The organism is Veillonella sp. ZSJB6, from assembly GCF_051549505.1.
Classification (GTDB): domain Bacteria; phylum Bacillota; class Negativicutes; order Veillonellales; family Veillonellaceae; genus Veillonella.
Window position 1 is genome coordinate 294295 of the sequence record NZ_JBPUGE010000003.1, and the last position, 24851, is coordinate 319145.

The window sequence follows — 24851 nt, forward strand, 5'->3', positions numbered from 1 at the left end:
GTATAACACTAGTTATTTTGAGTGACAATATTTACAATCATTATACTTGGTTATGTATGGTGATTGTGGCTGAAGTAAATATAATGTATAGAAAGAATTACCATGAACTTAATTGATATAAAATCCCCAGCCGATTTAAAAGGCTTATCCATTGCTGAATTAACAGATTTAACAGCACAGGCTCGTCAAGCTCTCATGACAAAGGTCTCTGAGCACGGTGGTCATTTTGGTCCACCTATGGGGGCAGCAGAAATAATTATGGCCTTACACTATGTATTTAACTCTCCTGTAGATAAAATCGTATATGACGTATCTCATCAGTCCTATGTACATAAGATGGTTACCGGTCGTGCATTGGCGTTCTTAGATCACGATTATTATGATGATGTAACGGGCTATACAGATCCTACTGAAAGTGAGCATGATTTCTTTAACATTGGTCATACGTCCACATCTATCTCCTTAGCATCTGGCCTGGCTACTGCTCGAAATTTAAAGGGCGACTCTGAAAATATTATTGCTATCATTGGTGATGGTTCTTTATCTGGTGGGGAAGCCTTTGAAGGTCTAGATTATGCGGCCACATTAGATAGTAATATGATTATTATCGTTAACGATAATGACCAATCCATTGCAGAAAACCATGGTGGTTTGTATCGTGGCCTTCGTGAATTACGCCAGACTAATGGTGAAAGCTCTAATAATATTTTTAAGGCCCTTGGTTTAGACTATCGTTTTGTAGCAAAGGGTAATGATTTAGAAACATTGATCAATGTATTCAAGGATGTAAAAGACATTGATCATCCAATCGTTTTACACATCGTTACTCAAAAGGGTAAGGGTTATGCCATTGCAGAGCAAAATAAAGAGGCCTTCCACTGGACAATGCCTTTTGATTTAGAAACAGGTAAACTCAAAAAGGAACATCATGGTCCGACCTATGCTGGTACAATTGCGGACTATTTGATGGAACAAATTAAAGTAGATCCAACAGTGGTAGCTATTAATGCAGGGACACCAGGTGGCTTCGGCTTTAACGCTGAATGGCGTAACGAAGCTGGTAAACAATATATCGACGTAGGCATTGCGGAAGAACATGCTATTGCAATGAGTTCTGGTATCGCTAAAAATGGTGCTAAGCCAGTGTTCAGTGTAGATAGTACCTTCTTACAACGCGCTTATGACCAATTGGTTCAAGATCTTTGCGTCAATAATAACAGTGCAGTCATCATCAATCATATGGCATCTGTATATGGAATGAACGATGTCACGCATTTAGGGTTCTTTGATATACCTATGCTTACTAGCATTCCTAATTTAGTATACTTAGCACCTACTAGTAATGAAGAACTATTGGCTATGACTGAATATGCTGTGCATCAACATGAGTATCCTGTGGCAATTCGTGTTCCTGTAGGTGAATTTATATCTACTGGTGAAGCTGATACGACTGATTACAGTATTTTAAATAAATCTGAAGTGACTCGTCGTGGTGAACGCATTGCCTTGTTAGGTCTTGGTAATTTCTATCATCTAGCTAACCAAGTGGCTGATGAATTGGCTAAAGACGGTATTAACGCAACCGTAGTTAACCCTAAATTTGCTTCTGGTCTTGATGAAGCATTACTGGAAGAATTGAAAGCAAATCATTCCGTAGTATTTACTTTGGAAGATGGTGTAGTTGAAGGCGGTTGGGGGCAACGTATCGCTAGTTTCTATGGTCCATCTGATGTGCGCGTTAAAAACTATGGTATTGCTAAAGAATTCCACGATCGTTATGATGCAACAGAATTGTTACGAGAAAATGGTGTTTCTTTAGAGCAAATTGTGGCTGATGCAAAACAAATTTTATCCGTTTAGTTTGATAAAATATTAAATAAATAATTTTATCTACAAATGCAGTAGAAATATGGTTTTGCCCTGTTTCTACTGCATTGCTTTTTGTTCTATATTTTATAAAAATATAAAATTTGTTAAAAGATTATAGATTTTTTTCGAATAGGACTATAAAAATTAGATGAAGTATTATATAATATTATCTACAGTATGTATTACAGTAGAACAAGTTTGTTGTTAATGTACAAAAATATCACAGTATTATATAAGTAAGTATTAATGAAAAGGGAGATTGTAAGACGTTGAAAAAAGTATTAACCTTAACATTAGCCGTGGCCATCGTCGCCGGTGGCTATATGTCTGAGGCTAATGGGGCGGGAGAACAGCCTTCTAAGCAGGCACCGTCTATATCTGAGATAAACATATATACGCCTAAAGAACTCAATGCACGTCAAAAAGACTTGGTTGATATCGGTCGCTATACGGCATCCGGTGATCAAGGTGCATTGAAAAGTACAATCGCCTCTGCTATTGAGCGAGGTACGTTGACACCGCAAGAGGTGAGTATTGCGATTCGTCAACTTTACTCTGCTGCTGGTTTAAAGCAAATGAATGCAGCATTAGCTACATTTGATCAATTACGTGAGGAGCGTCCTGAGTTTGGCGCTGATTACGAAAAAATGGTTCCAAAGCAAACAGGACTTAGTGCTTTATTGGGGAATGGCACTAATGGGGCTGCTTTGGCTAAGGCTAAAAATGAGGATACAAAAGAAGCGGTTCAATACAATACGTTCCGTATGAAGAAACCAAAACCGCAAAATCGTAATCGCTCTCGCCTTGGTAAGTTGGACCGTGAATTGGTCGCTGCCGCAGCTTTAGGTACGCGTGTAGGTAAAAATAATCTATTCGCTGCATCTGAAAAGAGTTTATCTGAGCTAGGCCTCAGCAAATATCAAATTGAAAATCTTGAATCTTTGATTTTCTAAGAATATAAAGACCTACTTCTTTGGAAGTAGGTCTTTTTTATATGGTTGATAAGGGAAATGTAATTGACGTTTAACTCCCCCTTTTCTATAATTAATAAGATAGGTATATGACCTGTAATAATAGATATAATTAATCGTTAACATAGATGTAAGGAGAAAGTATGCGCCTTCGTAGAAAACCGTGGATTGATGAAGCTATCCACGAATATGACTCTCATATCATTTTGTCTGGTCAAGAACAGTACAAGGGCAAATGGCGTGAGTTATTTGCCCATCCTGAACGTCCATTATATATGGAACTTGGAACAGGTAAGGGACGTTTTATTGCAGGCATGTCTGAAGCGTATCCAGATGCTAACTTTGTAGGTTTTGAAGTGCAAATTGGCGTAATTTATTATGCGGCTCAAAAGATTTTTGAAGCAGAGCGTGATAATGCTAAGGTATCTCTCTTTGATATCGCTGGCATTGAAGAGGTTGTAGCGCCTGGTGAAGTAGATCGTTTTTATATCAACTTCTGTGATCCATGGCCTAAGGCGAAACATGCTAAGCGTCGCCTCACATACCATACATTCCTCGATCGATATGCCCGTCTTTTAAAAGATGGTGGCGAGGTTCACTTTAAAACTGATAACGAAGGTTTATTTATGTTCTCTCTTGAAGAATTCAAAGAATGTGGATGGGAACTTAAGAATGTAACCTATGACTTACATAGCACAGACCTTCCAAATGTAAAAACTGAGTATGAAGAGAAGTTCAGTGCTAAAGGGCAACCTATTTTCCGCTTAGAAGCAATTAAGCCAAAAGTACAAAAGGAGGCTTAATATGGAAACACCGAATAAGGGGGATAGTCGGTGGGGCTCACTCTTTAAAAATGATTTACAAGGTATGCTCTTACCTATATTGCTCATCACGATTATAGGTAGTGTAAATATCTTCAGTGCCACCTATATAAGCTCTATTTACGAAAATACAGGGCTGTTGGGGTACTTTACTAAGCATATGGGCTATTTGTTATTTTCTATGGCTGTTGGCGTTGTGTTATATCGTTATGATTATAGAAAGTTACAGAAACCACATATGTTGCAACGTATCATGATTGCAACACTCATAGGCATGGTCTTAGTTCTTTTAATAGGTTCCGTTATTAATGGTGCGCGTCGGTGGATTGTTATCGGCCTCGTATCTATACAGCCTTCAGAATTTGCCAAGTTAGCGGCCATAATATGGACATCGGCTAAGTTAAGCACCATGAGAAAATGGGGCAAACCGCGATATAATAACCCACTAACGAATTTACAAGGTTATGTGGGAGAACGGGTAGGTTATATGTTGCCAATGTTAGTTTGGCCTATAATCTTTGCGATTCTAACCATCTTGCAACCAGATATGGGGACTACTGTACTAATCTTTGGGTTCTCCTTCATACTAATTTACTTAGCAGGCTTTGATGGGCGATTCTTTGGTGGTGCCTTTGCCGTAGCTGGTGTGATCGGCTTCATTGCAGCTCGTATGTCGCCATATCGTTGGGAACGGATTCAGTCATGGTTCGATCCTTGGCCGCATGCTCAAGATATGGGCTATCAAACTGTACAAGGTCTTTTGGCCGTAGGTTCTGGTGGTATTCTTGGGGAAGGCTTTATGCAAGGTACATCTAAGTACTTTTACTTGCCAGAGGCTCATACAGATTTTGCATTTGCCGTGTGGGCTCAAGAAATGGGCTTTGTCGGTGCTGTCTTTGTCGTTCTCTTGGTAGCGGCCTTTACATACTTTGGTTTCCGCATTGCTAATAAATCTCGTGATGAATTTGGCAGATGGTTAGCTATGGGCATAACCTTGCTCATCAGTGGACAAGCATTATTTAATATTGCCATGGTTTGCGGGATTATGCCGGTAACAGGTGTGCCTTTGCCATTTATTAGTTATGGCGGTTCTTCATTGTTAATGAACTTTATGGCCATAGGCTTGTTAGCCAGTGTTGGTCGCCGTAATGTAGAAGGTGTAAAACAAGTTGGTACGGCTGAGGATTTACCATCCTTGCGTGAAGAGACACAAAGTCGCTTCAAACCTAAGGCGACTCAAGAAACAGACAAGACTGAAATGCCTGGTCCGTTTAGACCTAGAGAGCCTAGAAGACCAACGCGTAGACGTCCGAGACCTAAAAATTGATGTGTAATTCTTATGTTTCATAAGAGTAACATATATGTGTAAAATCCAATGCTATATCATACCGGGTATAGCGTTGGAACCTAGTGTTGTTATTGTGGTGAGAGGAAAAAATGAAGGATTATATTGATATTCAAGAGCGCCCGTCTTGGGGGCGTATGTTGCCACTTAGTTTCCAACATTTATTTGCTATGTTTGGCTCTACTGTATTAGTACCATATTTGTTAAAGGTAGATCCTGCAACAGCTTTATTTATGAATGGTATCGGTACATTGCTATACCTATTCGTATGTAAAGGTAAAATCCCTGCATACCTCGGTTCTAGCTTTGCTTTCATTGCTCCTGTAGCTGGTGTATTATCTGCCGGCCTCGGTTATGAGGCAGCTAAAGGTGCCTTCGTTGTATTTGGTTTATCCTTTGTGATTTTATCTGTTCTAGTTCGCTATATTGGTACGCGTTGGATTGATAAGTTATTCCCACCGGCTGCCATGGGTGCTATCGTTGCTATTATTGGTTTGGAATTGGCACCAGTAGCGATGAGCATGTCTGGCCTTATTGGTAATCAAGATTTGGGCATGAGCCACAGCCAAGCTGTATTTATTTCTATGTTTTCCTTAGTTGTTACCTTGCTTGGTACTGTTGTGTTCCGTGGTTTCTTAGCAGTTATCCCTGTTTTGATTGGCGTTGTTTCCGGCTATATATTATCCGCCTTTATGGGTGTTGTTGATTTCTCTAGCGTAGAGGCTGCACCTTGGTTCTCCTTACCGCAGTTCTATGGCATGCCTGTATTTGATATCAATGCAATCATCATGATTATGCCAGCACTCTTTGTAGTATTTGCAGAACATGTAGGTCACTTGGTTGTAACTAGTAACATCGTATCCAAAGACTTGATGAAAGAACCAGGCTTACAACGTTCTTTGCTCGGTGATGGTCTTGCGAATATTTTATCTGGTTTCTTTGGTGCTACACCAAATACGACATATGGTGAAAACATCGGTGTACTCGCTATCACCCGTTGCTTCAGTGTATGGGTTATCGGCGGTGCTGCTGTTCTTGCTATGATTATCTCCTTTGTAGGTAAAGTAGCTGCTCTTATCCATGCTATCCCAGTACCGGTTATGGGGGGTGTATCCATTCTCTTGTTCGGTATCATTGCAGCATCCGGTTTGCGCATGCTTGTAGAACGCAAGGTAGATTATACAAATCCTGTGAACATGATCTTAACATCTGTTATCCTTGTTGTAGGCCTTAGCGGTGCTGAACTTGCTGTAGGTCCTGTTGTGTTGAAAGGCATGGGCCTTGCGACTGTAGTAGGCATGGCAATGAGTATCATCCTATTGATTCTTCAAAAAACAGGCGTTGGTAATGACCAATTGAAAAAAACAGAAGTATAATTATAGTCAAACCTATTGATGAAATAGCATCTTACGATGATGACTGACAATAGTAAAGCTTTAAACTAATATACTTTATAAATAACGACTACTGAATCAGGTATGATCCTGTGAAAGTAGTCGTTTTTATTATCTTATACATATCATCGTTTAATACTTGTGAACCGAATAGGTTTAGGATGTAAGACTATTTGATATGAAATAGATTTATATGATAAGGGTTATCTTTATAATTTATTATTTATATTGTATAATGAATATATAAGTTGTATAAAATTAATTAAAGAGAGGAGGGCCTATGGAGTTTTTAGTATGGATGGCTATAGGGATCGCCCTGATGGCGGTAGAACTCGTTGTACCGGGCGGTATTTTAGGGCTCATCGGTTATTGTGCATTCCTTTGGGGTGTGTATGTAGCCCTTGGAGAAGGTACGGTGGCGCTATATGCTGTCCTAGGATTAACAGCCTTGTTAATTGTCCTTATCATCGTGTTCTTTAATCACTTTGAAAAGACTTGGATAGGCAAATTGTTTACCTTAGGGCAACGATCTACGACAAAAGCTGGCTATGTATCTAATGATGTATTAGATGACTTAGTCGGTAAAGAAGGCGTAGCTCATACTACACTGCGCCCTGCAGGTATTGCTAAAATTGATAGTAATTTGGTGGATGTTGTGACCGAAGGGGACTTCATCGATGCCGGTTCACCGATTGTGGTACTGCGTGTTGTAGGCGGTCGCAATATTGTTAGAAAGCGTGATTAAGCTTTCACCACATCGTCGTATATAATGGAGGTTATTATGGATGTAGGTATTTTACTTTTGATTCCTATTCTTCTGATTGGGATTATGGTGTTCTTGTATGTTGTGCCATTAGGCCTTTGGGTATCTGCTCTTGCAGCGGGCGTTAATGTTGGTATCTTTACACTCGTAGGTATGCGCTTGCGCCGTGTAAATCCATCCCAAATCGTAATGCCTTTGATTAAAGCTAATAAAGCAGGCCTTGATGTAAACGTAAATCAGCTAGAAGCGCATTACCTTGCAGGTGGTGACGTTGACCGCGTCGTAGATGCATTGATTGCCGCTGAGCGCGCATCTATTCCTTTGACATTTGAACGTTCTGCAGCTATCGACCTTGCAGGTCGCGATGTATTGGAAGCGGTTCAAATGTCCGTTAATCCTAAAGTGATTGAAACACCAATTATCTCTGCAGTAGCAAAAAACGGTATCGAACTCAAGGTTCGTGCTCGTGTAACTGTACGTGCTAATATTGACCGTCTCGTTGGTGGTGCTGGTGAAGCGACAATCATCGCCCGTGTTGGTGAAGGTATCGTAACAACTGTAGGTTCCTCTGAAGAGCATACAGATGTACTAGAAAATCCAGATCACATCTCTCGTACTGTATTGGGTAAAGGTCTTGATGCGGGTACTGCATTCGAAATCTTGTCCATCGATATTGCTGACGTAGACGTAGGACGTAACATCGGTGCTCAATTGCAAACAGATCAAGCGGAAGCGGACAAGAAAATTGCTCAAGCTCGTGCGGAAGAACGCCGTGCAATGGCTGTTGCTACAGAACAAGAAATGCGTGCAAAAACACAAGACATGCAAGCTAAGGTTGTGGAAGCACAAGCTGAAGTTCCTAAAGCATTGGCAGAAGCTTTCAGAAACGGTAATCTTGGCGTTATGGATTACTACAATATGAACAATATTATTGCAGACACTAAAATGCGTGAAAACTTAGCAGATAGTGAATAGGAGTAGCTATGGACTCTATTTTGTCTTCCGTGCTATCCATCTTTTCGAATAATCCTATATTTGTTCTAGGTATCATCGCTTACATTGCTTTTTCGATTATAAAAAGCAAGAATACTGAAGAGGCTGAAGAGTATGAGGACCATGAAAGTTCAGGTCAGACTTGGGAGGATATGGAGCGTGAATATGGTATCTCCATAGAGAAAAAGCCTGTAGAACCTTCACCTGAGGATTTGTTGTATGATGATGATTTTTATCGAGATATTTTTAAAAATAGACCGATTGAGAATCAGCATCCTGAGGCCCCTTTACGAAAAAAGGGCGGAAGACTGTTTCAATATGATGATACGGAGACATCTGAAAAACATGTTGAAGTGCATCCAAGTAATGATAAAGCTCAAACAGTTTTAGCTTCCGAGCATCATTACGATGAAGCGTCTACAACGCAACAAGGTACTCATGTTTCATCCAAGAAAACTTCAAGTAAATCAACTGGCTTTAGTACGAGTACAACTCGTTTAAGTAGAGAGTCTGTTACAGGGCCAACCTTAAGTGAACGATTGGCCGAATTCAAGCGAGATAAGGCTTCTAAAGAAGGAAAGGTACTCCTTGATACGAATATGGTAACGACTTCGCCAATCACTTCGACCAGTGTTCATACATCAAGTCATAAACGTATATCAAATCATGCTCTAAAAGAAGGCATGAAATGGTCTATTATCTTGAGTAAGCCTAAGGCTCTTGAACGCAGATATCGTTAAGTTGGGGTAGCCAATACGTTTATTAGTCATTAGAAAATATGGCTATCAAAATATTGGTCATAACGTCTACTGGATTATTGGTGATTCATGATCATCGTTATTCGGGGATAGATGTTGTATAGCAATTATAACGGCACATATCCTATGTGGTGCATATAATTACATATGGAAAGAGGTTCCTATTGGTCACCTATGTGACTATTAGGAACCTCTTTTTTATTGTCTTTTTTTGATGGAACTTTCACAATAATAGGGAAAGGAGTTCGTCTACAAGGAAAGGTGATAGTATGTATCGTAATGTGCGCGTTATACCTAAACAGTTACTGGAACAATTATATGTAGAGAAACAGTGGAGTGTTCGCGAGGTGGCAGAGTATTTTCAGTGTAGTGTAGATACTATTATGCGGCGTATGAAGGCATATGATATTGAGCGAAGACCGTTGAAGAAGGATATAAATATGGTTCATGTACAAGCTCTATATGAGTCAGGTAAGTGGTCATTACATTCTTTAGCGAAGCGTTATGATGTATCGATTACGACGATGGCAAGTCGGATGAAAGAATATGGACTAGCTTGTCAGCGTTCGACCAAGAATGTAGCTATCGATCCGGTGCGTATTTGTAGGGCCTATAAAAGTGGAAATACGTCAGACTCAATTGCACGCATGTATGGCATATCCCGATGGAAAGTACATCATGTATTGCGTCATATGGGAATGTGTACAACGCTTAAAGTAAAACCATCTCGAAAGGTGGACGAGATGGCTTACTTGTATATTCATCATCATATGAGTACGGATGATATAGGTTTAGCTTACGGTATACGAGGGTCAACAGTGGCCATGTATTTACGGGAGCAAGGTATAGAAATTCGTTCAAATATATTAGAATTAGACGAAAATAGGATAAAAAACTTACGTGCTCAAGGGTATGGTGTTGCCAAAATTGCACAGATGATGGGCTGCTCTGCTTCTGCCGTAAGAAAACGACTAGCCATGAAAAAATATATCTCTCCTTGATGTAGTGCGGTAGATACTATATACTTAAATTTATACAATGATGGGAGGAATATTATGCTTGAAATTATATCTGCTTTAATACCGTTTTTCTTACTTGGCATAGCGGCCGCTGGTTTATCCCGTGTATCTGGGGTGGCACTGTCGATGATCATAGTACCAACACTATTGATTTGGGGAGCTAACGCGATTGATGTTATCGCCTTTATGCTGCTATTTGTGGTGTACAACAACTTTACAATGGAGACACAAGACGTTCGATTAGATTATAAAGACCTTGTATTATTCCCTAAATGGCGCTTATGTATTCCATTTATTTTGAGTTTAGTTGCTGCGTTCTTTGTACCAGCTGCAGGGATTGCCATCTTTATGGCCTGCTTTGTCCTAGAATTGTTAGCTACTGTATACAAACGCATTCCAGAAAATAAACGACCTCGCTTGCATCGCGTTATTGTTACATCCGTTTTAAGTGCTGTTGTAACTGCTGTAGGTGCTTATGCGGGCCCTAAAATTCCTAGTGAATACTATTTCATCTGTGCTGGTTTAGCCATCTTAATTATTACGGGCTTTGCTTGGTACGTAGGCAACCATCGAGATGCCTTTAGAGGTGCATGGGAAACAATTTGGGCTGACTTCAATTTGTTCTTGGGTATGTTTGGTGTAGAAGCCTCTTATTATCCAGCAGCGCTTACACGTTCCATTCCAAATCCAATGGACCGCATGTTACCAATGATTACCGTAGTAGGTGGATACGCTGGTCTTATGGTGGTATTTGGTGTTTACAATATCTTCTCCATACCATCCTTGATTACCGCTATTGGTGCGGCTATTGGTATTCGTCTCTTTGGTATGTATGAGTTTCCACGTCATGGCAGCTTCTCCTTCTTAGCGATTGGTTTTGCTGTAGCTGCTGTTGTATGCTTGTATCTCGTATCTCCTACACCAGTAGGCTTTGATCATATTAATACATTAGTATCTCAACCAATCGGTCAATAAGGACTAGTAGTTTACTTATTTCTTTATCGTTTTATTAATATTTTTAGTGTTTTACCTAGTATCTAATAGAATTTAGTTTTGTGATATAGTTCATATATTATGCTGAAAGTTGAGTTCATACTAGATTGTGAAAGGGGTTGATGCTCTGTGGCAGAAACAATTGAAACTAGACCATTTCCACCGTTCTTACCAAAGAATACGACGGTGATGATGATGGGGACATTCCCACCAACTTCCGAAAAGCGATCTATGGAATTTCATTATCCTAACTTTCAAAATGATATGTGGCGCGTGTATGGCTTAGTATTCTTTGAGGACAAGGAACACTTTAGAAAAGGGGAGGAAAAAGCCTTTGATGCGGATAAGATTAAAGCGTTCTTATCTGAAGCAGGGATTGCTTCTTGTCCTACTGTATTAAAAGCTATACGCGAAAAGGGGAATGCATCAGATGCATTTCTTAAGGTTGTTGAACCTGTACCATTGGCAGAGGTTTTGGACCAAATTCCCGACTGTAAACATATCGGTACCACAGGTGGTAAGGCCACAGAAATTTTGTTGAGTCTTTTACCAGAAAAGGTTAAATTGCCTAAAACAGGGGAGACAATTCCCTTTGTGTTTAACGGACGTGAATTGACGTTAACGCGATTACCATCTACATCTCGTGCGTATCCTTTGAGTCTTGCTAAAAAGGCTGAAGCTTATAAAAACTTCTTTAAGGCGTGTGGATTAAAAACGAAATAATATAGGTAGATATGTAAAGCATATAGATGTATCAGCTATATAGAAAAGTCATTAACTAAATAGTTATAAATAACACCTTTGATGTTATATCGTATCTTCGGGGATATAATATAAACGATCAAAGGTGTTTTTATTATCAAAAATTAATGTGAGCTATAAAAATGGATATATCTATATTATGATTGATTACACATATCTTGTTATAAATAAAAGTAATGAGCTGTATAACATTTTAGTTCTTGATTTCTAGAATGAGAGGTTTATAATTAATCGTTGTCGCAAATGGTTGACAATAGTTTAAGAAAATGGAGTTGATATTATGGATAAGGCTAAAGAGGCCTTATGGACAAGATCCTTTGTCCTCGATACTTTGATTAATTTCTTAGTATTTTTGATTTATTATTTATTAATCGTTATTATTGCGGTAGTAGCAAAGGATAATCTTCATGCTACAGCAAGTCAAGCTGGCTTGGCCGTTGGTATTTATATTATTGGTACCGTTGTTGCTCGTTTGTTAGCAGGACGTTTTATCAGCATCTTAGGCTGTCGTAAGATGTTGTACCTTGGTTTGTTAATTTATTTGGTTTCAACAGCCATGTACTTCTATACACCTAATTTATTGATGCTCGATAGTGTTCGTTTCTTAAATGGTTTTGCATACGGTATTACATCTACAGCTACAAGTACAATCGTAGCGGCTATTATTCCTATGTCACGTCGTGGTGAAGGGATTAACTACTATGGTTTATCTACATCTCTTGCCGCTGCGGTAGGTCCGTTCTTAGGGATTTTAATGCTACATAGCCTTGGCTATGACTTTATCATTGCCTTCTGTGTTGCTCTTATCATCCTTTGTGGTATTGGTTCCGTTATCATGAAATTTGATGAACCTAAGCTCGATATTGATTCTGAAGAACATAAAGGCATTAAAATCTCTGACTATATCGAACCACGTATGAATTCTATTAGTCTTGTTTCTATACTAGTAGGTTTTGCATATTCTGGTGTTATCGGTTTTATGGCAGCCTATACAAAAGATTTAAATCTTATCTTAGCAGGTACATTCTTCTTTGTTGTGTATGCTGTAGTTATTACAATAACAAGACCATTACTTGGTATTGTATTTGATATGAAAGGGGAAAACTTCGTTCTTTACCCTTGCTTCATATCTTTAGCACTTGGTATTTTCTTATTGTCCATTGCTCACTCTACATGGCTTATACTCTTATCTGCTGTGTTTGTTGGCCTTGGTTACGGTACATTTATGTCAAACGGTCAAGCCGTAACTGTTAAAATCGTACCGGTTCACCGTATTGGTGTTGCTACATCTACATACTTCATTGCTTTAGATATGGGCTTAGGTTTTGGTCCATACATCTTAGGTGCCATTAAAGAGGTGGTAGGCTATACAAGCATGTTCCACGTTACTGTTGTAGTAGCGCTTCTTGCCTTCGTTGCGTACTATTTCTTATATGGTCGTTATGTAGGCACTGAAAAAGATCTTTCTTTGAAAGCTCGTGCTGAAGAAGAACAAATTAGAAATCGTAAACGCAATGGTAAACTTGCATAGAATGTAAGTTATTGATGGTGGTGAATTCAGACTGGTTCTAGCAGGCAGATTTTACAACTAAATTAAAAGGACTATACGAGATATCTCGTATAGTCCTTTTTTGTTGTTAAGGTATATTAGAATTCCATTGTGTTCTAGAATACTCGTTTTGAATTTAAATATCCTTCAAATGGCATCTAGTAGTATAGGTGTATGATCAGTTACATTGTAACCTATTATTTCTCAATATTAACGATGTTTACGATAACTTCTACGGCTTTTTTCATGTCATCAATACATGCGAATTCGTGACGACCATGTAGATTTTCTACGCCCGTAAAGATATTAGGAGTAGGGATGCCCATGAAGGAAATTTTAGAACCGTCTGTACCACCGCGGATAGGGTCACAAATAGGAGTGATACCGGCTTTTTCCATAGCAGCTTTGGCTACGTTAACGCATTCCATATTGTCTTTAATGATATCGTACATGTTGTAATATTGATCTTTTACAGATACTTCACATACTTCACGGCCGTAGATTTCATTTAATGTTTGACCAGCTTGTAAGAAGAATGCTTTTTTCGCTTCGAATAATTCTTTGTCATGGTCGCGGATAATATAGTTCATTTTACCTGTATCTACTTGTGTTTCCATGCTCATGAGCATGAAGAAGCCTTGACGACCACATGTATGTTCAGGAACTGCAGCACCTGGTAATAGAGAATCGAATTGCATTGCTAATTTAGCACAGTTGATCATAATGCCTTTGGCAGTGCCTGTATGAACAGATACACCTTTGAGGGTCACTGTACCGCCTGCAGCATTGAATGTTTCGTATTCAAGTTGACCGAGGCTTTCACCATCAATTGTATAGGCAAAATCAACAGGGAATTCTTTGACATCAAAGTGATCGGCGCCAGTGCCGATTTCTTCGTCTGGACCGAAAGCGCACATGATTTTTCCGTGCTTGATTTCTGGATGAGCTACGAGGTACGCGAGGGCTTCCATAATTTCACAGATACCCGCCTTGTCGTCGCCGCCGAGGAGCGTAAGACCATCTGTGACAACTAAGGATTTACCGATGTAATTCTTTAGATTAGGGAAATCTGCACGACGTGTGAAGATTTGATGTTCTTCGTTAAGGCAAATATCGCTGCCATCGTAATTTTCAACGATGCGAGGCTTAATATTTTCTGCGTTGTAGTCTGCTGTATCCATGTGAGCAATGAAGCCGATAGCAGGTGCTTTTTCATCTGTATTAGCATTTAATGTGCCAATGACAAAACCATTTTCACGGTTGTAAATAACTTCATCTAAACCGATTGCTTTTAAATCCGGAACGAGCACCTTAGTAGCAAAGTCTACTTGAGTTTGAGTACTAGGAATTGTTGTACTTTCCTCATTAGACCGTGTATTTATGCTTGTATAGCGTACAAAACGTTCGACCATTGATTCCATAATGAGCCTCCTCGTAAGTAAACATACGTGTTATACATACTGGTATACATACTGTATATAATAAAGATTCTTAATATACTTTCATTGTAGAACAGGGGCGGTGAAAATGCAAAATAAATATTTATGGAATGTGTGATATTTTATTCGCATAATGCATAGAAAAGCATTGAACCATATATAGTGCCGTGTTAGTATAAAGGTGAATAGTTATACGTTTGTACATTTTCTGTGAGGAGGTTTTACCATGTCGGACGAAACTCGTTCTATTCCGCCCGTAGAACCCGTATTGGATCCTAAGAAGGATTACGTAGAGATTAACTCATATGTAGTATTCTGGGGCCTATTCTATGCGGCAATTTTTACACTGGCTGTAGGTTATTTATGTTTGAAAATTGGTCAAACAGTAGATGCCTTTGCTCCAGTATCTGTACTTGCTATGGGTACAGCAGTTATTTTGAAACGGCAAAATGCTTTTGCTGAAACGGTTCACATTCAGGCTATCGCTAGTTCTAGTACGAACACATTAGCTGGTGCGATGTTCTTCTTGCCAGCTCTATACATTTGGAATGTTACAGATGTATCCTTTGTACAAATGGCGATTCCTATCATCCTTGGTGGCGTACTTGGTGTTCTATTATGCGTTATGTTCCGTCGCTACTTTGTTGAGGAAATGCACTATGTGTATCCGTTCCCAAGCGGTCGCGCTGCTGCTGAAGTACTAATGAGTAATGAAGGTAGCAAAGCGAAATTGATGCTTGGTTCTGGTCTTATCGCTCTTGTATATGACTTTATTCTTAACAGCCTTGGTTGGTGGGAAGAGGTTATCCGTACTACTGCATTTAAATGGGGTTCTGCTCTAGCAGATTCGACTAAGTTAAATGCTGCTGTAGATACAGATGCTGCGTTGCTTGGCCTTGGTTACTTCACAGGCTTACGGTATGCGGCTATTATCGCAGCTGGTTCCTTCTTCTCTTGGTTCGTATGTATTCCAATCGTATACTATTTAGCTCCGGAACATATCATGCAAATCAATGGTCATGCTGTTCCACTTGCAGAAGCTCCAATTCGTAAAGTATTCTTAGACTATGTTCGCCATATTGGTATCGGTATGCTTGCCATGGCAGGTATCATCGGCTTGCTCAATATGTCCAAAGTCGTAGCTAGTGTTGTTAAAAATGCAGTGCTTGATATTTTCAGTTCCAAAACTGTAGATGTTAACTTGCTTCGTACACAACGCGACGTGCCTACATCTTGGATTGGCGCTGGCATCTTGTTATGTACAGTTCTATTTGCAGCATACTTCCACTTTATGTATGCTGAAAGCTTCGGTCAAACAATCGTAGCATTCTTAATCGTTCTTATTATGTCCTTCCTATTATCTGTAGTAGGTATTAGCTCCATCGCTTATACAGGTACAGAACCAGTATCTGGTATGACAATCTTTATGATTATCATCTCCGCCGTATGCTTAACAGCAGCAGGTATGACTGGTAAAGTAGGTATGATTGCAGTCCTCATGATGGCATCCTTCATTGGTACAACCATCGGTATGGCTGGTAACTTCATGTCTGAACTTAAAGTAGCTCACATGACAGGTGCTACACCTAAGAAAATGGAACAATGGCAAATCGTTGGTACCATTCTTTGTGCCGTACTTTCTGTAGGCGTTATGATCCTCTTGAACGATGCGTATGGCTTCGTAGGGGACCATGCATTAAATGCGCCACAAGCGAACGCTATGGCTGCTATCATCGAACCTATGATGACTGGAGGTAGTGCTCAATGGCCTCTATACATGGCAGGTGCATTATTCGCAATCATCTTGTGGATGGTAAAAGTTCCACCATTGGCATTTGCCCTTGGTACTTACTTGCCAATGGAAATCAACACACCATTACTTATCGGTGGTTTGATTGCATACTTCGTACAAAATAGCACAAAAGATAAAGAATTGGCAGATCTTCGCTTCTCCAAAGGTAGCACAATTGCATCTGGTCTCGTAGCCGGTGGTGCTATTGGTTCTCTATTCAGTGCGGTACTACGCATTGCAGGTATTAATGTATTCGCTGAAGCTTGGGTTGAAACGCCGGAAGCAACATACCTCAGTATCGTAATGTACTTGTTACTCTGTGTATTCTTGTACAAAGTGGCTATGTACGTAAAAGCTAAAAAAGCTAAATAATGTGAGTATGATAGTTTTTCAATGAAATAAAAATGCTATCTATTCTATAAAATGCTAGGAATTCTCCACTCTGGGGATGACCGCCTTTACCGAGTTTAGATTACTTGGTAAGGGCGGTCTTTTTTATTTGTTTTAGTCTTATTACTATAGCTATGGATAATCTTTTTGATATAGCTAAAAGCTATGTTGATATAATACCTATTGATATAGTCGGATTAATTGACCCTAACTATATCGAATGTTATCATAATACTATAATACCTCTAGAGGTATTATTTTTATTATATTCATACTGTAAGTATAGATTGATTCATTCGTATATAGAAAGCTTTACATAGTATTGTAAGGTTTGCGTAGGATATATTATGAAATTTAAGAAAATAGCAGCTCTTTTAGGGGCTTTTACCATCGCTAGTAGTTTATTTATAGCTGGCTGTGGTAATACAGGTACTAGTCAAAAGATATGGCGCGTTGGTACTGATGCGACCTATGCACCATTTGGTTTTAAAGATAAAGACAGCGGCAAATTAGCAGGTTTTGATGTAGATATTATCAATGCCATTGCACAGGAAGAGGGGATTGAAGCAGATGTTCAAAACTTGAACTTTGATGCACTTTTACCAGCATTGCAAAGTAATACCATCGATATTGCTATTTCGGATATGACTATTTCCGAGGATCGTGCTAAGTCTGTAGACTTTAGTAAACCATACTATATTGCAGGTAATGGCCTTGTTGTAAATATCGATAACACGAATATCAATAGTTTTAAGGACTTAGAAGGAAAGCGCATTGGTGTATCCATTGGTTCTACTGGTGCAGAAATTGCTAGTAAGATTCCTAATGCCGATGTGCGCCAATTTAATCTCATCGTAGATGCATTCTTAGAATTGCAAAATAGAGGTGTAGATGTAGTTATTAACGATACACCGGTCAACGAATATTATGTTAATAGTAAGGGCAAAGGTATCGCAAAGGTCACTGGAGAGGACTATGATGCGGCACCTCTTGGTATTGCTGTGAAGAAGGGCAATACGGAGCTTCTTAATAAAGTTAACGATGGCTTGGCTAAGATTAAAGCCAATGGCAAATATGCAGAGATTTATAAAAAATGGTTTGGTAAAGAGCCACCAGCAGAGGATTTAAAATAGTTTGTAGATAGTACCAAAGCGTATTATTTGTTATAATACGTTTAGTAAACCTCAAATGATATGAGGTAGTATAGAATGGGTGATATGATGGCTAAACGACGTGCATTTTTAGATATAATTAAAGAGAAGGGCGCCCTCGTTTTGGATGGTGGCTTAGGATCAGAGTTAGAGCGTTATGGCTGTAATCTTCAGCATAAATTATGGTCTGCTAAGATTCTTATGGACCAACCGGATATCATCAAAAAAATACATATCTCGTACTTGGCAGCCGGGGCAGATATCATTCAAAGTTCTGGATATCAAGCAACAGTAGCTGGCTTTAAAGGATTAGGTTATGGTACGGAAGAGGCCATAGAGCTCGTTAAATTATCCGTTCGTTTAGCTGTACAAGCTCGCAATGAGTTTTTAGAGGCTAAGGCGACTGGAGCACTTACATTGCGGGGGATTACACTTGGTGAAGAGACTCCAGATGGGGTTAGATATTTTTCTGAAGGCGCATTGCCTAAACCATTAGTGGCGGCTTCTGTAGGGCCATATGGTGCATTTTTGGCGGATGGATCTGAGTACCGTGGATATCCTGATGTGCAAACTGAATATCTCGAAGTATTCCATATTCCTCGGTTAGCATTATTTTGTGAAGAAAATCCGGATATCTTATCCTTTGAAACTATCCCATCTTATGACGAAGCTATTGCCATAGCTCGCGCCATGTCTGACCCATACACATCGAGAGGGATTCCAGGATGGATTGCCTTTTCTTGTAAAGATGGACATCATGTTTCTAGTGGTGAAACAATCATTAAATGTGCAGAAATGATCGACAAGGTTAGACCTATAACTGGTATTGGCATCAATTGTACGAAACCAGAGTATGTAGAGTCCTTGATCAAGGATATTCGTACTGTTACGGATAAACCAATTGCTGTATATCCAAATCTTGGTGAAAGCTATGATAGTGAAACTAAGACCTGGTATGGCGACCCTGCATCATTTGTAGATTATGTTGATGTATGGCGTAATGCTGGGGCAGATATCATAGGTGGTTGTTGTAGAACAACACCTGAAATTATTAGAGATATAGCTAAAAAAATCCATAAATAGTAATATAAACTAATGATATAAACTAAAAAGGCTATCGATGTTGATTCGATAGCCTTTTTCTATTAGCTGATGTTTTATTGGTTTTATATAATAAAAAAGCAGTGCATAAGCACTGCTTTTACTATGGCGGAGAGACAGGGATTTGAACCCTGGGTACGGGATAACCGCACACATGATTTCCAATCATGCTCCTTCAGCCGCTCGGACACCTCTCCATGTATTCTGTTGTGTAACAGGTACTTGTATAGTATATGAAAAAGTTAGATTTATGTCAAGAAAAAAATCGTGAAAATCTTAGACTTTCATAAGACTTTTAAACTCCAAAAATTTAGCTAAGTTTCTACTGTTAGTAGTAATAATTAAATTGTAAAAATGTTATGCGAAATGCTGTTAAAACGTAAGATATGTATAGTTGAAGCCTAAGAAAAAAAGACCGCCTAAAAAGGCGGCCTTTACTTTGTGTATTATAATACTTCTTTGATTTCAGCTGCATCGATGGATGCTTTGATATCATCTGCCATTTTTTCGATTTTTGGAAGATCTTCTTCTTTCAAAGAGGATTTGATATCAAGTGGTTCAGATACGATTTCAATATCTTTGAAGTCGTTTTCGAAGTGTGCTACCATTGTTTTCATTGCAGCAGATGCCCAAGAGTGGTTACCAATGATGGATACCTTATGGTTTTGGAAGTTAAGTGCTTTCAATTCATGAATGAAGTTTTCCATAGTAAGGTATAGGTTCAAATTGTATGTAGGTGCAATTGTTACCAAGTTAGTGTATTTCCAAGCATCAGCGATGATGTAGGAAGCATTAGTTTTGGAAACATCGTAGATTTTGATATCTGTGACGCCGCGTTTGGACAATTGCTTAGCCAATTGTTGTGCAATAGCACGAGTGTTACCATACATAGAACCGAAGGCAATAACAACACCTTTTTTACAAGCTGTGTAGCTGGACCAGTGCAAGTATTTGCGCAAGATATAATCGATAGTTTCAGGTGTACGCCAGATAGGACCATGAAGTGGAGCAATACGCTTGATGTCAAGACCAGAAACTTTACGGATTGCATTTTGTACTTGAGGACCGTATTTACCAACTATATTTGTGTAGTAACGACGAGCTTCATCTTCGTAGGTAGCAACGTAATCAGTTTGGTCTGCAAAGATGTTACCGTTAACTGTACCGAATGTACCGAAAGCATCTGCAGAGAATAATGTACCAGTAGATTTTTCATATGTACAAGTTACTTCTGGCCAGTGAACCATAGGCATAGTGTAGGAAACAAGTGTATGTTTACCAAGGCAAATTTCGTCGCCTTCTTTTACTGTGTAGTATTGATCAGGTTTTGGAGAATTGTAGAATTGTTCAAACATGCGGAATGTTGTAGCGTTACCAACCATTTTACAGTTTGGATAGCGTTCCAATGTTTCCAACAATGTTTGGCAATGGTCTGGTTCCATATGATTTACGATGATGTAATCAAGGTCGCGACCATTTAATAGATGAGTCAAGTTATCAAAGTATTCTTCGCGAATTTCCGCATCTACAGAGTCAACAACACAAGTTTTTTCATCATCAATGAAATAGCTGTTATAGCTAACACCATTTGGAATAGGGAATAAGTTTTCAAAACGTTCTGTAGTCCAGTCATTACTACCAATCCAGTAGATATTATGGGTCATTTTCTGAGCACAATGCATAATAAAATCCTTTCTTAACTCACATTTGTTATGTATAGGTTTACACGAATTCTCATGTTCGTAAATATATCATCAACTTATAATACTAATATTTTCGAAAAAAATCAATATTGAAAAGCCTACCCCAAGGAGTAGGCTTTCACATGAAAGAATAGTCATAAATTATTTAAAGTATTTTACACCAGATGTAAAGATTGGCATTTCTAATAAACCAGGAATATTTTTACTGATACCAGCACCGCAGCGTTCGGAGTGAGCCATCTTACCGAATACGCGACCATCTGGACTATAAATGCCTTCGATAGCAGCTACAGATTGGTTTGGATTGAAGCGGCTATCCATGGAAGCAATACCATCAAAGTCTACATATTGTGTAGCAATTTGACCAGTTTTATTGAATTCCAATACTTGTTGAGGGGAAGCGATGAAGCGACCTTCGCCGTGAGAAATTGGCACAGTGTAAATTTCGCCTGCTTTAGCATCACTCATCCAAGGGGATTTAGTAGAAATAACTTTAGTGTTAACCATACGAGATAAGTGACGACCGATTGTGTTGTATGTCAATGTAGGATGATCAGCGGTTAATGTTTCGATATGACCACCTGGCAACAAGCCTAATTTGATAAGGGCTTGGAAACCATTACAAATACCAAGTACAAGGCCATCTTGTTTGTACAAGAGGTTTTCTAAACCTTCTGCAAGGTATGGATTGCGGAAGAGGGTAGCCATGAATTTGCCAGAACCATCTGGTTCATCACCAGCACTGAAGCCACCAGGGAACATAAGAATTTGGGATTCAGCTAATTTTGTTTTAATTACATCGATAGATTCTTTTAATTGTTCTGGTGTTTGATTGCGAATGATTACGATATCTGTTTCTGCCCCAGCACGTTCAAAGGCACGAGCAGAGTCAAATTCGCAGTTTGTACCAGGGAATACAGGGATGAGCACTTTAGGTTTAGCCCCTAAGGATGCGCTGCGAGGTTTAGCATGTTGATCGTGGATGTATGCTACCGCTTCACCAACACCATTTGGCGCACGCATAGGGAAGATATCATTTAATGGAGCTTCATAAGCTGCTTGAATTTCCTTAAGGGATACAGATTGATCGGCCCATTCAATAACAGGATTTGCTTGTGTTACACCTATTACTTTAAGACCTGGTAATTCTAAGAGATAGTTAACCGCTTTAATATCTACCTCTACGATAAATGCACCAAGAGCTGGTTGGAAGATAGCACGTTCCGCATATTTATCGAATTTAACACCAATGTTGTTGCCGAGCGCCATTTTGGTAACTGCTTCAGGAATGCCACCTTGGTCAACGACATAAGCGGAGTAAACGCGACCTTTTTCAATTTGTTCTTGTAAAACTTCACAGTTTTCTTTAAATCGATCCCAATCAGGAGTGTCATCGTACATACGAGGTACATCGAAGAATACAAGGCGATGATCTACACCTTTAAGGTCTTGGCTTACAATGTTATCTACATGGGCTGTACCAACTGCAAAGGATACGAGGGTAGGAGGAACTGTAAGGTCCATAAAAGTACCGCTCATAGAATCTTTGCCACCAATAGCGCCGATTTCAAGTTCTTTTTGAGCTTTATAGGCACCGAGAAGGGCTGCTACAGGCTTGCCCCAAGATTCTTTAGAATTGAGGCGTTCAAAGTATTCTTGTAATGTTAAGTATGCATCTTCACGACGACCACCAAGAGCTACTAGTTTAGCTACAGATAAAAGTACTGCATATTGTGCGCCATGGTATGGACTCCAAGCAGATAATTCTGGTACGAAGCCATGTGTCATGATGCTTGCAGTTGTAGTTTCACCGTTTAATACAGGTAATTTTGCGACCATGCCTTGAGTAGGTGTTTTTTGGAACTTGCCACCGAATGGCATGAGTACTGTATTAGCACCAACTGTACTATCAAAGCGTTCTGCTAAGCCTTGTTGAGAGGCTGTATTTAAATCGGATACGGCTGCAAGCCATTTCTCTTTGAAGTTCTCTGCACTAGAAGAACCACGTAAGAAGTAAGAACGATCCGTTGGAGCTGTTACAATAGCTTCCTGCTGTTGACTTGCACCATTTGTATTTAAGAAGTCGCGGCTGATATCTACGATTGTTTCGCCATTCCAGTTCATGATAAGGCGATTTGTATCAGTTACATCAGCTACAATTGTACATTCTAAATTTTCTTCGTCGCAGTAGGCTTTGAACGCATCTACATCAGCTGCGGCGATGACGCAAGCCATACGTTCTTGAGATTCAGAAATGGCTAGCTCTGTACCGTCAAGGCCAGCGTATTTTTTAGGAACTAAATCAAGATTGATTGTTACACCATCTGTTAATTCACCGATAGCAACGGATACACCGCCTGCTCCAAAGTCATTACAACGTTTAATAAGCGTTGTTACTTCACCGCGACGGAAGAGACGTTGAATTTTACGTTCTGTAAGGGCGTTGCCTTTTTGAACCTCTGCGCCACATGTGGAAAGGGACTCTACGGTATGTTCTTTAGAGGAACCAGTAGCGCCACCACAGCCATCGCGGCCAGTTTTGCCGCCTAGTAATACTACTACATCGCCTGCGACTGGTACTTCACGACGTACTTGATTACGAGGTGCAGCGCCAATAACCGCACCGATTTCCATGCGTTTAGCCACATAACCAGGATGGTAATATTCTTTTACTTCACCTGTAGCAAGGCCGATTTGGTTGCCGTAAGAGGAGTAGCCACGAGCAGCTTCTTGGGTAATTTTCTTTTGTGGTAATTTGCCTTCTAATGTATCTTCAAGGCTAGTATGAGGGTCGCCAGCGCCTGTAACGCGCATAGCTTGGTATACATAAGCACGACCGCTCAATGGATCGCGGATACAGCCACCTAAGCACGTTGCAGCGCCACCAAATGGTTCGATTTCAGTAGGGTGGTTATGAGTTTCGTTTTTAAATAATAACAACCATTCTTCAGTTTTGCCGTTTACATCAACAGGAATAATGATTGTACATGCATTGATTTCATCGGATTCATCAAGATTTGTTAAACCGCCTGCATGACGCAATTCTTTAACTGCTAGTGTTGCCATGTCCATGAGGGAGCGAGCCTTTTTCTTAGTTGTATATAGTTCAGCACGGCCTTCCATGTATTCTTCAAGGGCTTCTTTTACTGCACCTGTGAAACGACTATCCTCAATGGTAATATCCGTTAATTCCGTCATAAATGTAGTGTGGCGGCAGTGGTCGGACCAATAGGTGTCGAAGAGGCGAATTTCTGTAATGGTAGGATTGCGGTGTTCTACTTCTGCATATTGTTGCTTAATTAATTTGAGGTCTGCCAATGTCATAGCGAGACCATAGCTATCGATGAGAGTTTCTAAATCAGCATCGCTCATGTCTGTAAAACCGTCGATTGTTGCCACTGGTTTAGGATCTTCTAATTCAAGGGCCAATGTAGTTGGTAATTCAAGACTCGCTTCGCGGGAATCTACTGGGTTAATGTAGTACGCTTTAATGGCCTCTTCTTGTTCTTTTGTGAAAGTACCTTCGATGGCGAATACACGAGCACATCGAACGATGTGGCCAGATGTAAGAGTGAGCATGGAAATACATTGCTCAGCACTGTCAGCACGTTGATCGTATTGACCTGGTACATATTCAACAGCGAAAACGAAACCTTGTGCAGCTGGGATTTCTTCTAAGACTGTATCTACAGGAGGCTCGGAGAAGATAAGGTTTTTTGCAGCCTCTAAATCTTTTGCATCTACATGTTCGATATCATAACGCTCGTAGATGGTTACCCCTGTAGCAGGCATAGATAATTCCTGTTGTAAGGTTTGTAACATGCGTTGTGCTTCTTGGTTGAAAGATTCTCGTTTTGTTACGAATAATCGTTGTATAGCCATTGTAGCCTCCTGTAATGTATATAATTCCCTATGGGATATTGACAAATTAAGTATAGTCGGTCTAGACTTATAAGTAAAGATAATCTTACTTATGAAAAGATTAGAAATACTAATAAATATGAAAGGTTCATGAAGGTCATAAGACCTAACTTTCAT

General features: G+C 39.6%; 18 protein-coding genes and 1 tRNA gene. 15 read left to right on the plus strand and 4 right to left on the minus strand.

Annotated elements, in window-relative coordinates; translation table 11 throughout:
- The first annotated feature begins 102 nt into the window (after positions 1-102).
- The 12 genes from ACSV5T_RS05885 to ACSV5T_RS05940 all read left to right on the plus strand — a co-directional run bounded on the left by ACSV5T_RS05885 (position 103) and on the right by ACSV5T_RS05940 (position 13219).
- Positions 103-1860, plus strand: coding sequence for a 1-deoxy-D-xylulose-5-phosphate synthase (locus ACSV5T_RS05885; protein ID WP_105090169.1), 1758 nt, complete (start codon positions 103-105; stop codon positions 1858-1860).
- A 278-nt stretch (positions 1861-2138) separates the two neighbouring features.
- Complete coding sequence (locus ACSV5T_RS05890; RefSeq protein WP_005387811.1) at positions 2139-2822, plus strand: carboxymuconolactone decarboxylase family protein; 684 nt, start codon at positions 2139-2141, stop codon at positions 2820-2822.
- A gap of 161 nt (positions 2823-2983) precedes the next feature.
- A complete protein-coding gene (gene trmB, locus ACSV5T_RS05895) occupies positions 2984-3643 on the plus strand; it encodes a tRNA (guanosine(46)-N7)-methyltransferase TrmB (RefSeq protein ID WP_105090170.1) in 660 nt (219 codons plus the stop codon).
- Position 3644: 1 nt separating this feature from the next.
- On the plus strand, positions 3645-4988 hold the full coding sequence (locus ACSV5T_RS05900; protein WP_438320498.1) for an FtsW/RodA/SpoVE family cell cycle protein: 1344 nt from the start codon (positions 3645-3647) through the stop codon (positions 4986-4988).
- Between the two features lie 110 nt (positions 4989-5098).
- A complete protein-coding gene (gene uraA, locus ACSV5T_RS05905; RefSeq protein WP_105094708.1) occupies positions 5099-6382 on the plus strand; it encodes a uracil permease in 1284 nt (427 codons plus the stop codon).
- 298 nt (positions 6383-6680) lie between these two features.
- On the plus strand, positions 6681-7145 hold the full coding sequence (locus ACSV5T_RS05910) for an NfeD family protein (protein ID WP_438320499.1): 465 nt from the start codon (positions 6681-6683) through the stop codon (positions 7143-7145).
- Between the two features lie 36 nt (positions 7146-7181).
- The gene (gene floA, locus ACSV5T_RS05915) at positions 7182-8138 is read left to right on the plus strand and encodes a flotillin-like protein FloA (RefSeq protein ID WP_119208619.1); all 957 of its coding nucleotides are present in this window, start codon (positions 7182-7184) and stop codon (positions 8136-8138) included.
- Positions 8139-8146: 8 nt separating this feature from the next.
- Positions 8147-8896 (plus strand): hypothetical protein, encoded by a 750-nt coding sequence (locus ACSV5T_RS05920; RefSeq protein WP_438320500.1) that lies wholly within the window; start codon positions 8147-8149, stop codon positions 8894-8896.
- A 287-nt stretch (positions 8897-9183) separates the two neighbouring features.
- On the plus strand, positions 9184-9915 hold the full coding sequence (locus ACSV5T_RS05925) for a helix-turn-helix domain-containing protein (RefSeq protein WP_005387826.1): 732 nt from the start codon (positions 9184-9186) through the stop codon (positions 9913-9915).
- A gap of 54 nt (positions 9916-9969) precedes the next feature.
- Complete coding sequence (locus tag ACSV5T_RS05930; RefSeq protein WP_227721336.1) at positions 9970-10908, plus strand: hypothetical protein; 939 nt, start codon at positions 9970-9972, stop codon at positions 10906-10908.
- A gap of 147 nt (positions 10909-11055) precedes the next feature.
- A complete protein-coding gene (locus tag ACSV5T_RS05935) occupies positions 11056-11649 on the plus strand; it encodes a DNA glycosylase (RefSeq protein WP_295868562.1) in 594 nt (197 codons plus the stop codon).
- 319 nt (positions 11650-11968) lie between these two features.
- Positions 11969-13219 (plus strand): MFS transporter, encoded by a 1251-nt coding sequence (locus tag ACSV5T_RS05940; RefSeq protein ID WP_296007915.1) that lies wholly within the window; start codon positions 11969-11971, stop codon positions 13217-13219.
- Between the two features lie 215 nt (positions 13220-13434).
- On the opposite strand, the gene pepT is transcribed toward ACSV5T_RS05940, so the two are convergent.
- Positions 13435-14658 carry a peptidase T gene (gene pepT, locus ACSV5T_RS05945; RefSeq protein ID WP_438320501.1) on the minus strand — a complete coding sequence of 408 codons (1224 nt, stop codon included), beginning with the start codon at positions 14656-14658 and terminating at the stop codon, positions 13435-13437.
- A 244-nt stretch (positions 14659-14902) separates the two neighbouring features.
- Here pepT and ACSV5T_RS05950 point away from each other — a divergent pair, with 244 nt between their 5' ends.
- From ACSV5T_RS05950 to mmuM, 3 genes are all read left to right on the plus strand, one after another.
- Complete coding sequence (locus ACSV5T_RS05950; protein WP_438320502.1) at positions 14903-16840, plus strand: OPT family oligopeptide transporter; 1938 nt, start codon at positions 14903-14905, stop codon at positions 16838-16840.
- Between the two features lie 365 nt (positions 16841-17205).
- Positions 17206-17991 (plus strand): basic amino acid ABC transporter substrate-binding protein, encoded by a 786-nt coding sequence (locus ACSV5T_RS05955; protein WP_438320503.1) that lies wholly within the window; start codon positions 17206-17208, stop codon positions 17989-17991.
- A gap of 87 nt (positions 17992-18078) precedes the next feature.
- Entirely contained in the window at positions 18079-19092 is a 1014-nt protein-coding gene (gene mmuM, locus ACSV5T_RS05960) for a homocysteine S-methyltransferase (RefSeq protein WP_438320520.1), read from the plus strand.
- A 124-nt stretch (positions 19093-19216) separates the two neighbouring features.
- Here mmuM and ACSV5T_RS05965 read toward each other — a convergent pair.
- The 3 genes from ACSV5T_RS05965 to ACSV5T_RS05975 form a co-directional block, all read right to left on the minus strand.
- Positions 19217-19307: transfer RNA gene (locus tag ACSV5T_RS05965), tRNA-Ser, on the minus strand.
- A 249-nt stretch (positions 19308-19556) separates the two neighbouring features.
- Entirely contained in the window at positions 19557-20792 is a 1236-nt protein-coding gene (locus ACSV5T_RS05970) for an FprA family A-type flavoprotein (protein ID WP_438320505.1), read from the minus strand.
- Positions 20793-20954: 162 nt separating this feature from the next.
- On the minus strand, positions 20955-24695 hold the full coding sequence (locus ACSV5T_RS05975) for a phosphoribosylformylglycinamidine synthase (RefSeq protein ID WP_438320506.1): 3741 nt from the start codon (positions 24693-24695) through the stop codon (positions 20955-20957).
- Between the last annotated feature and the right edge of the window lie 156 nt (positions 24696-24851).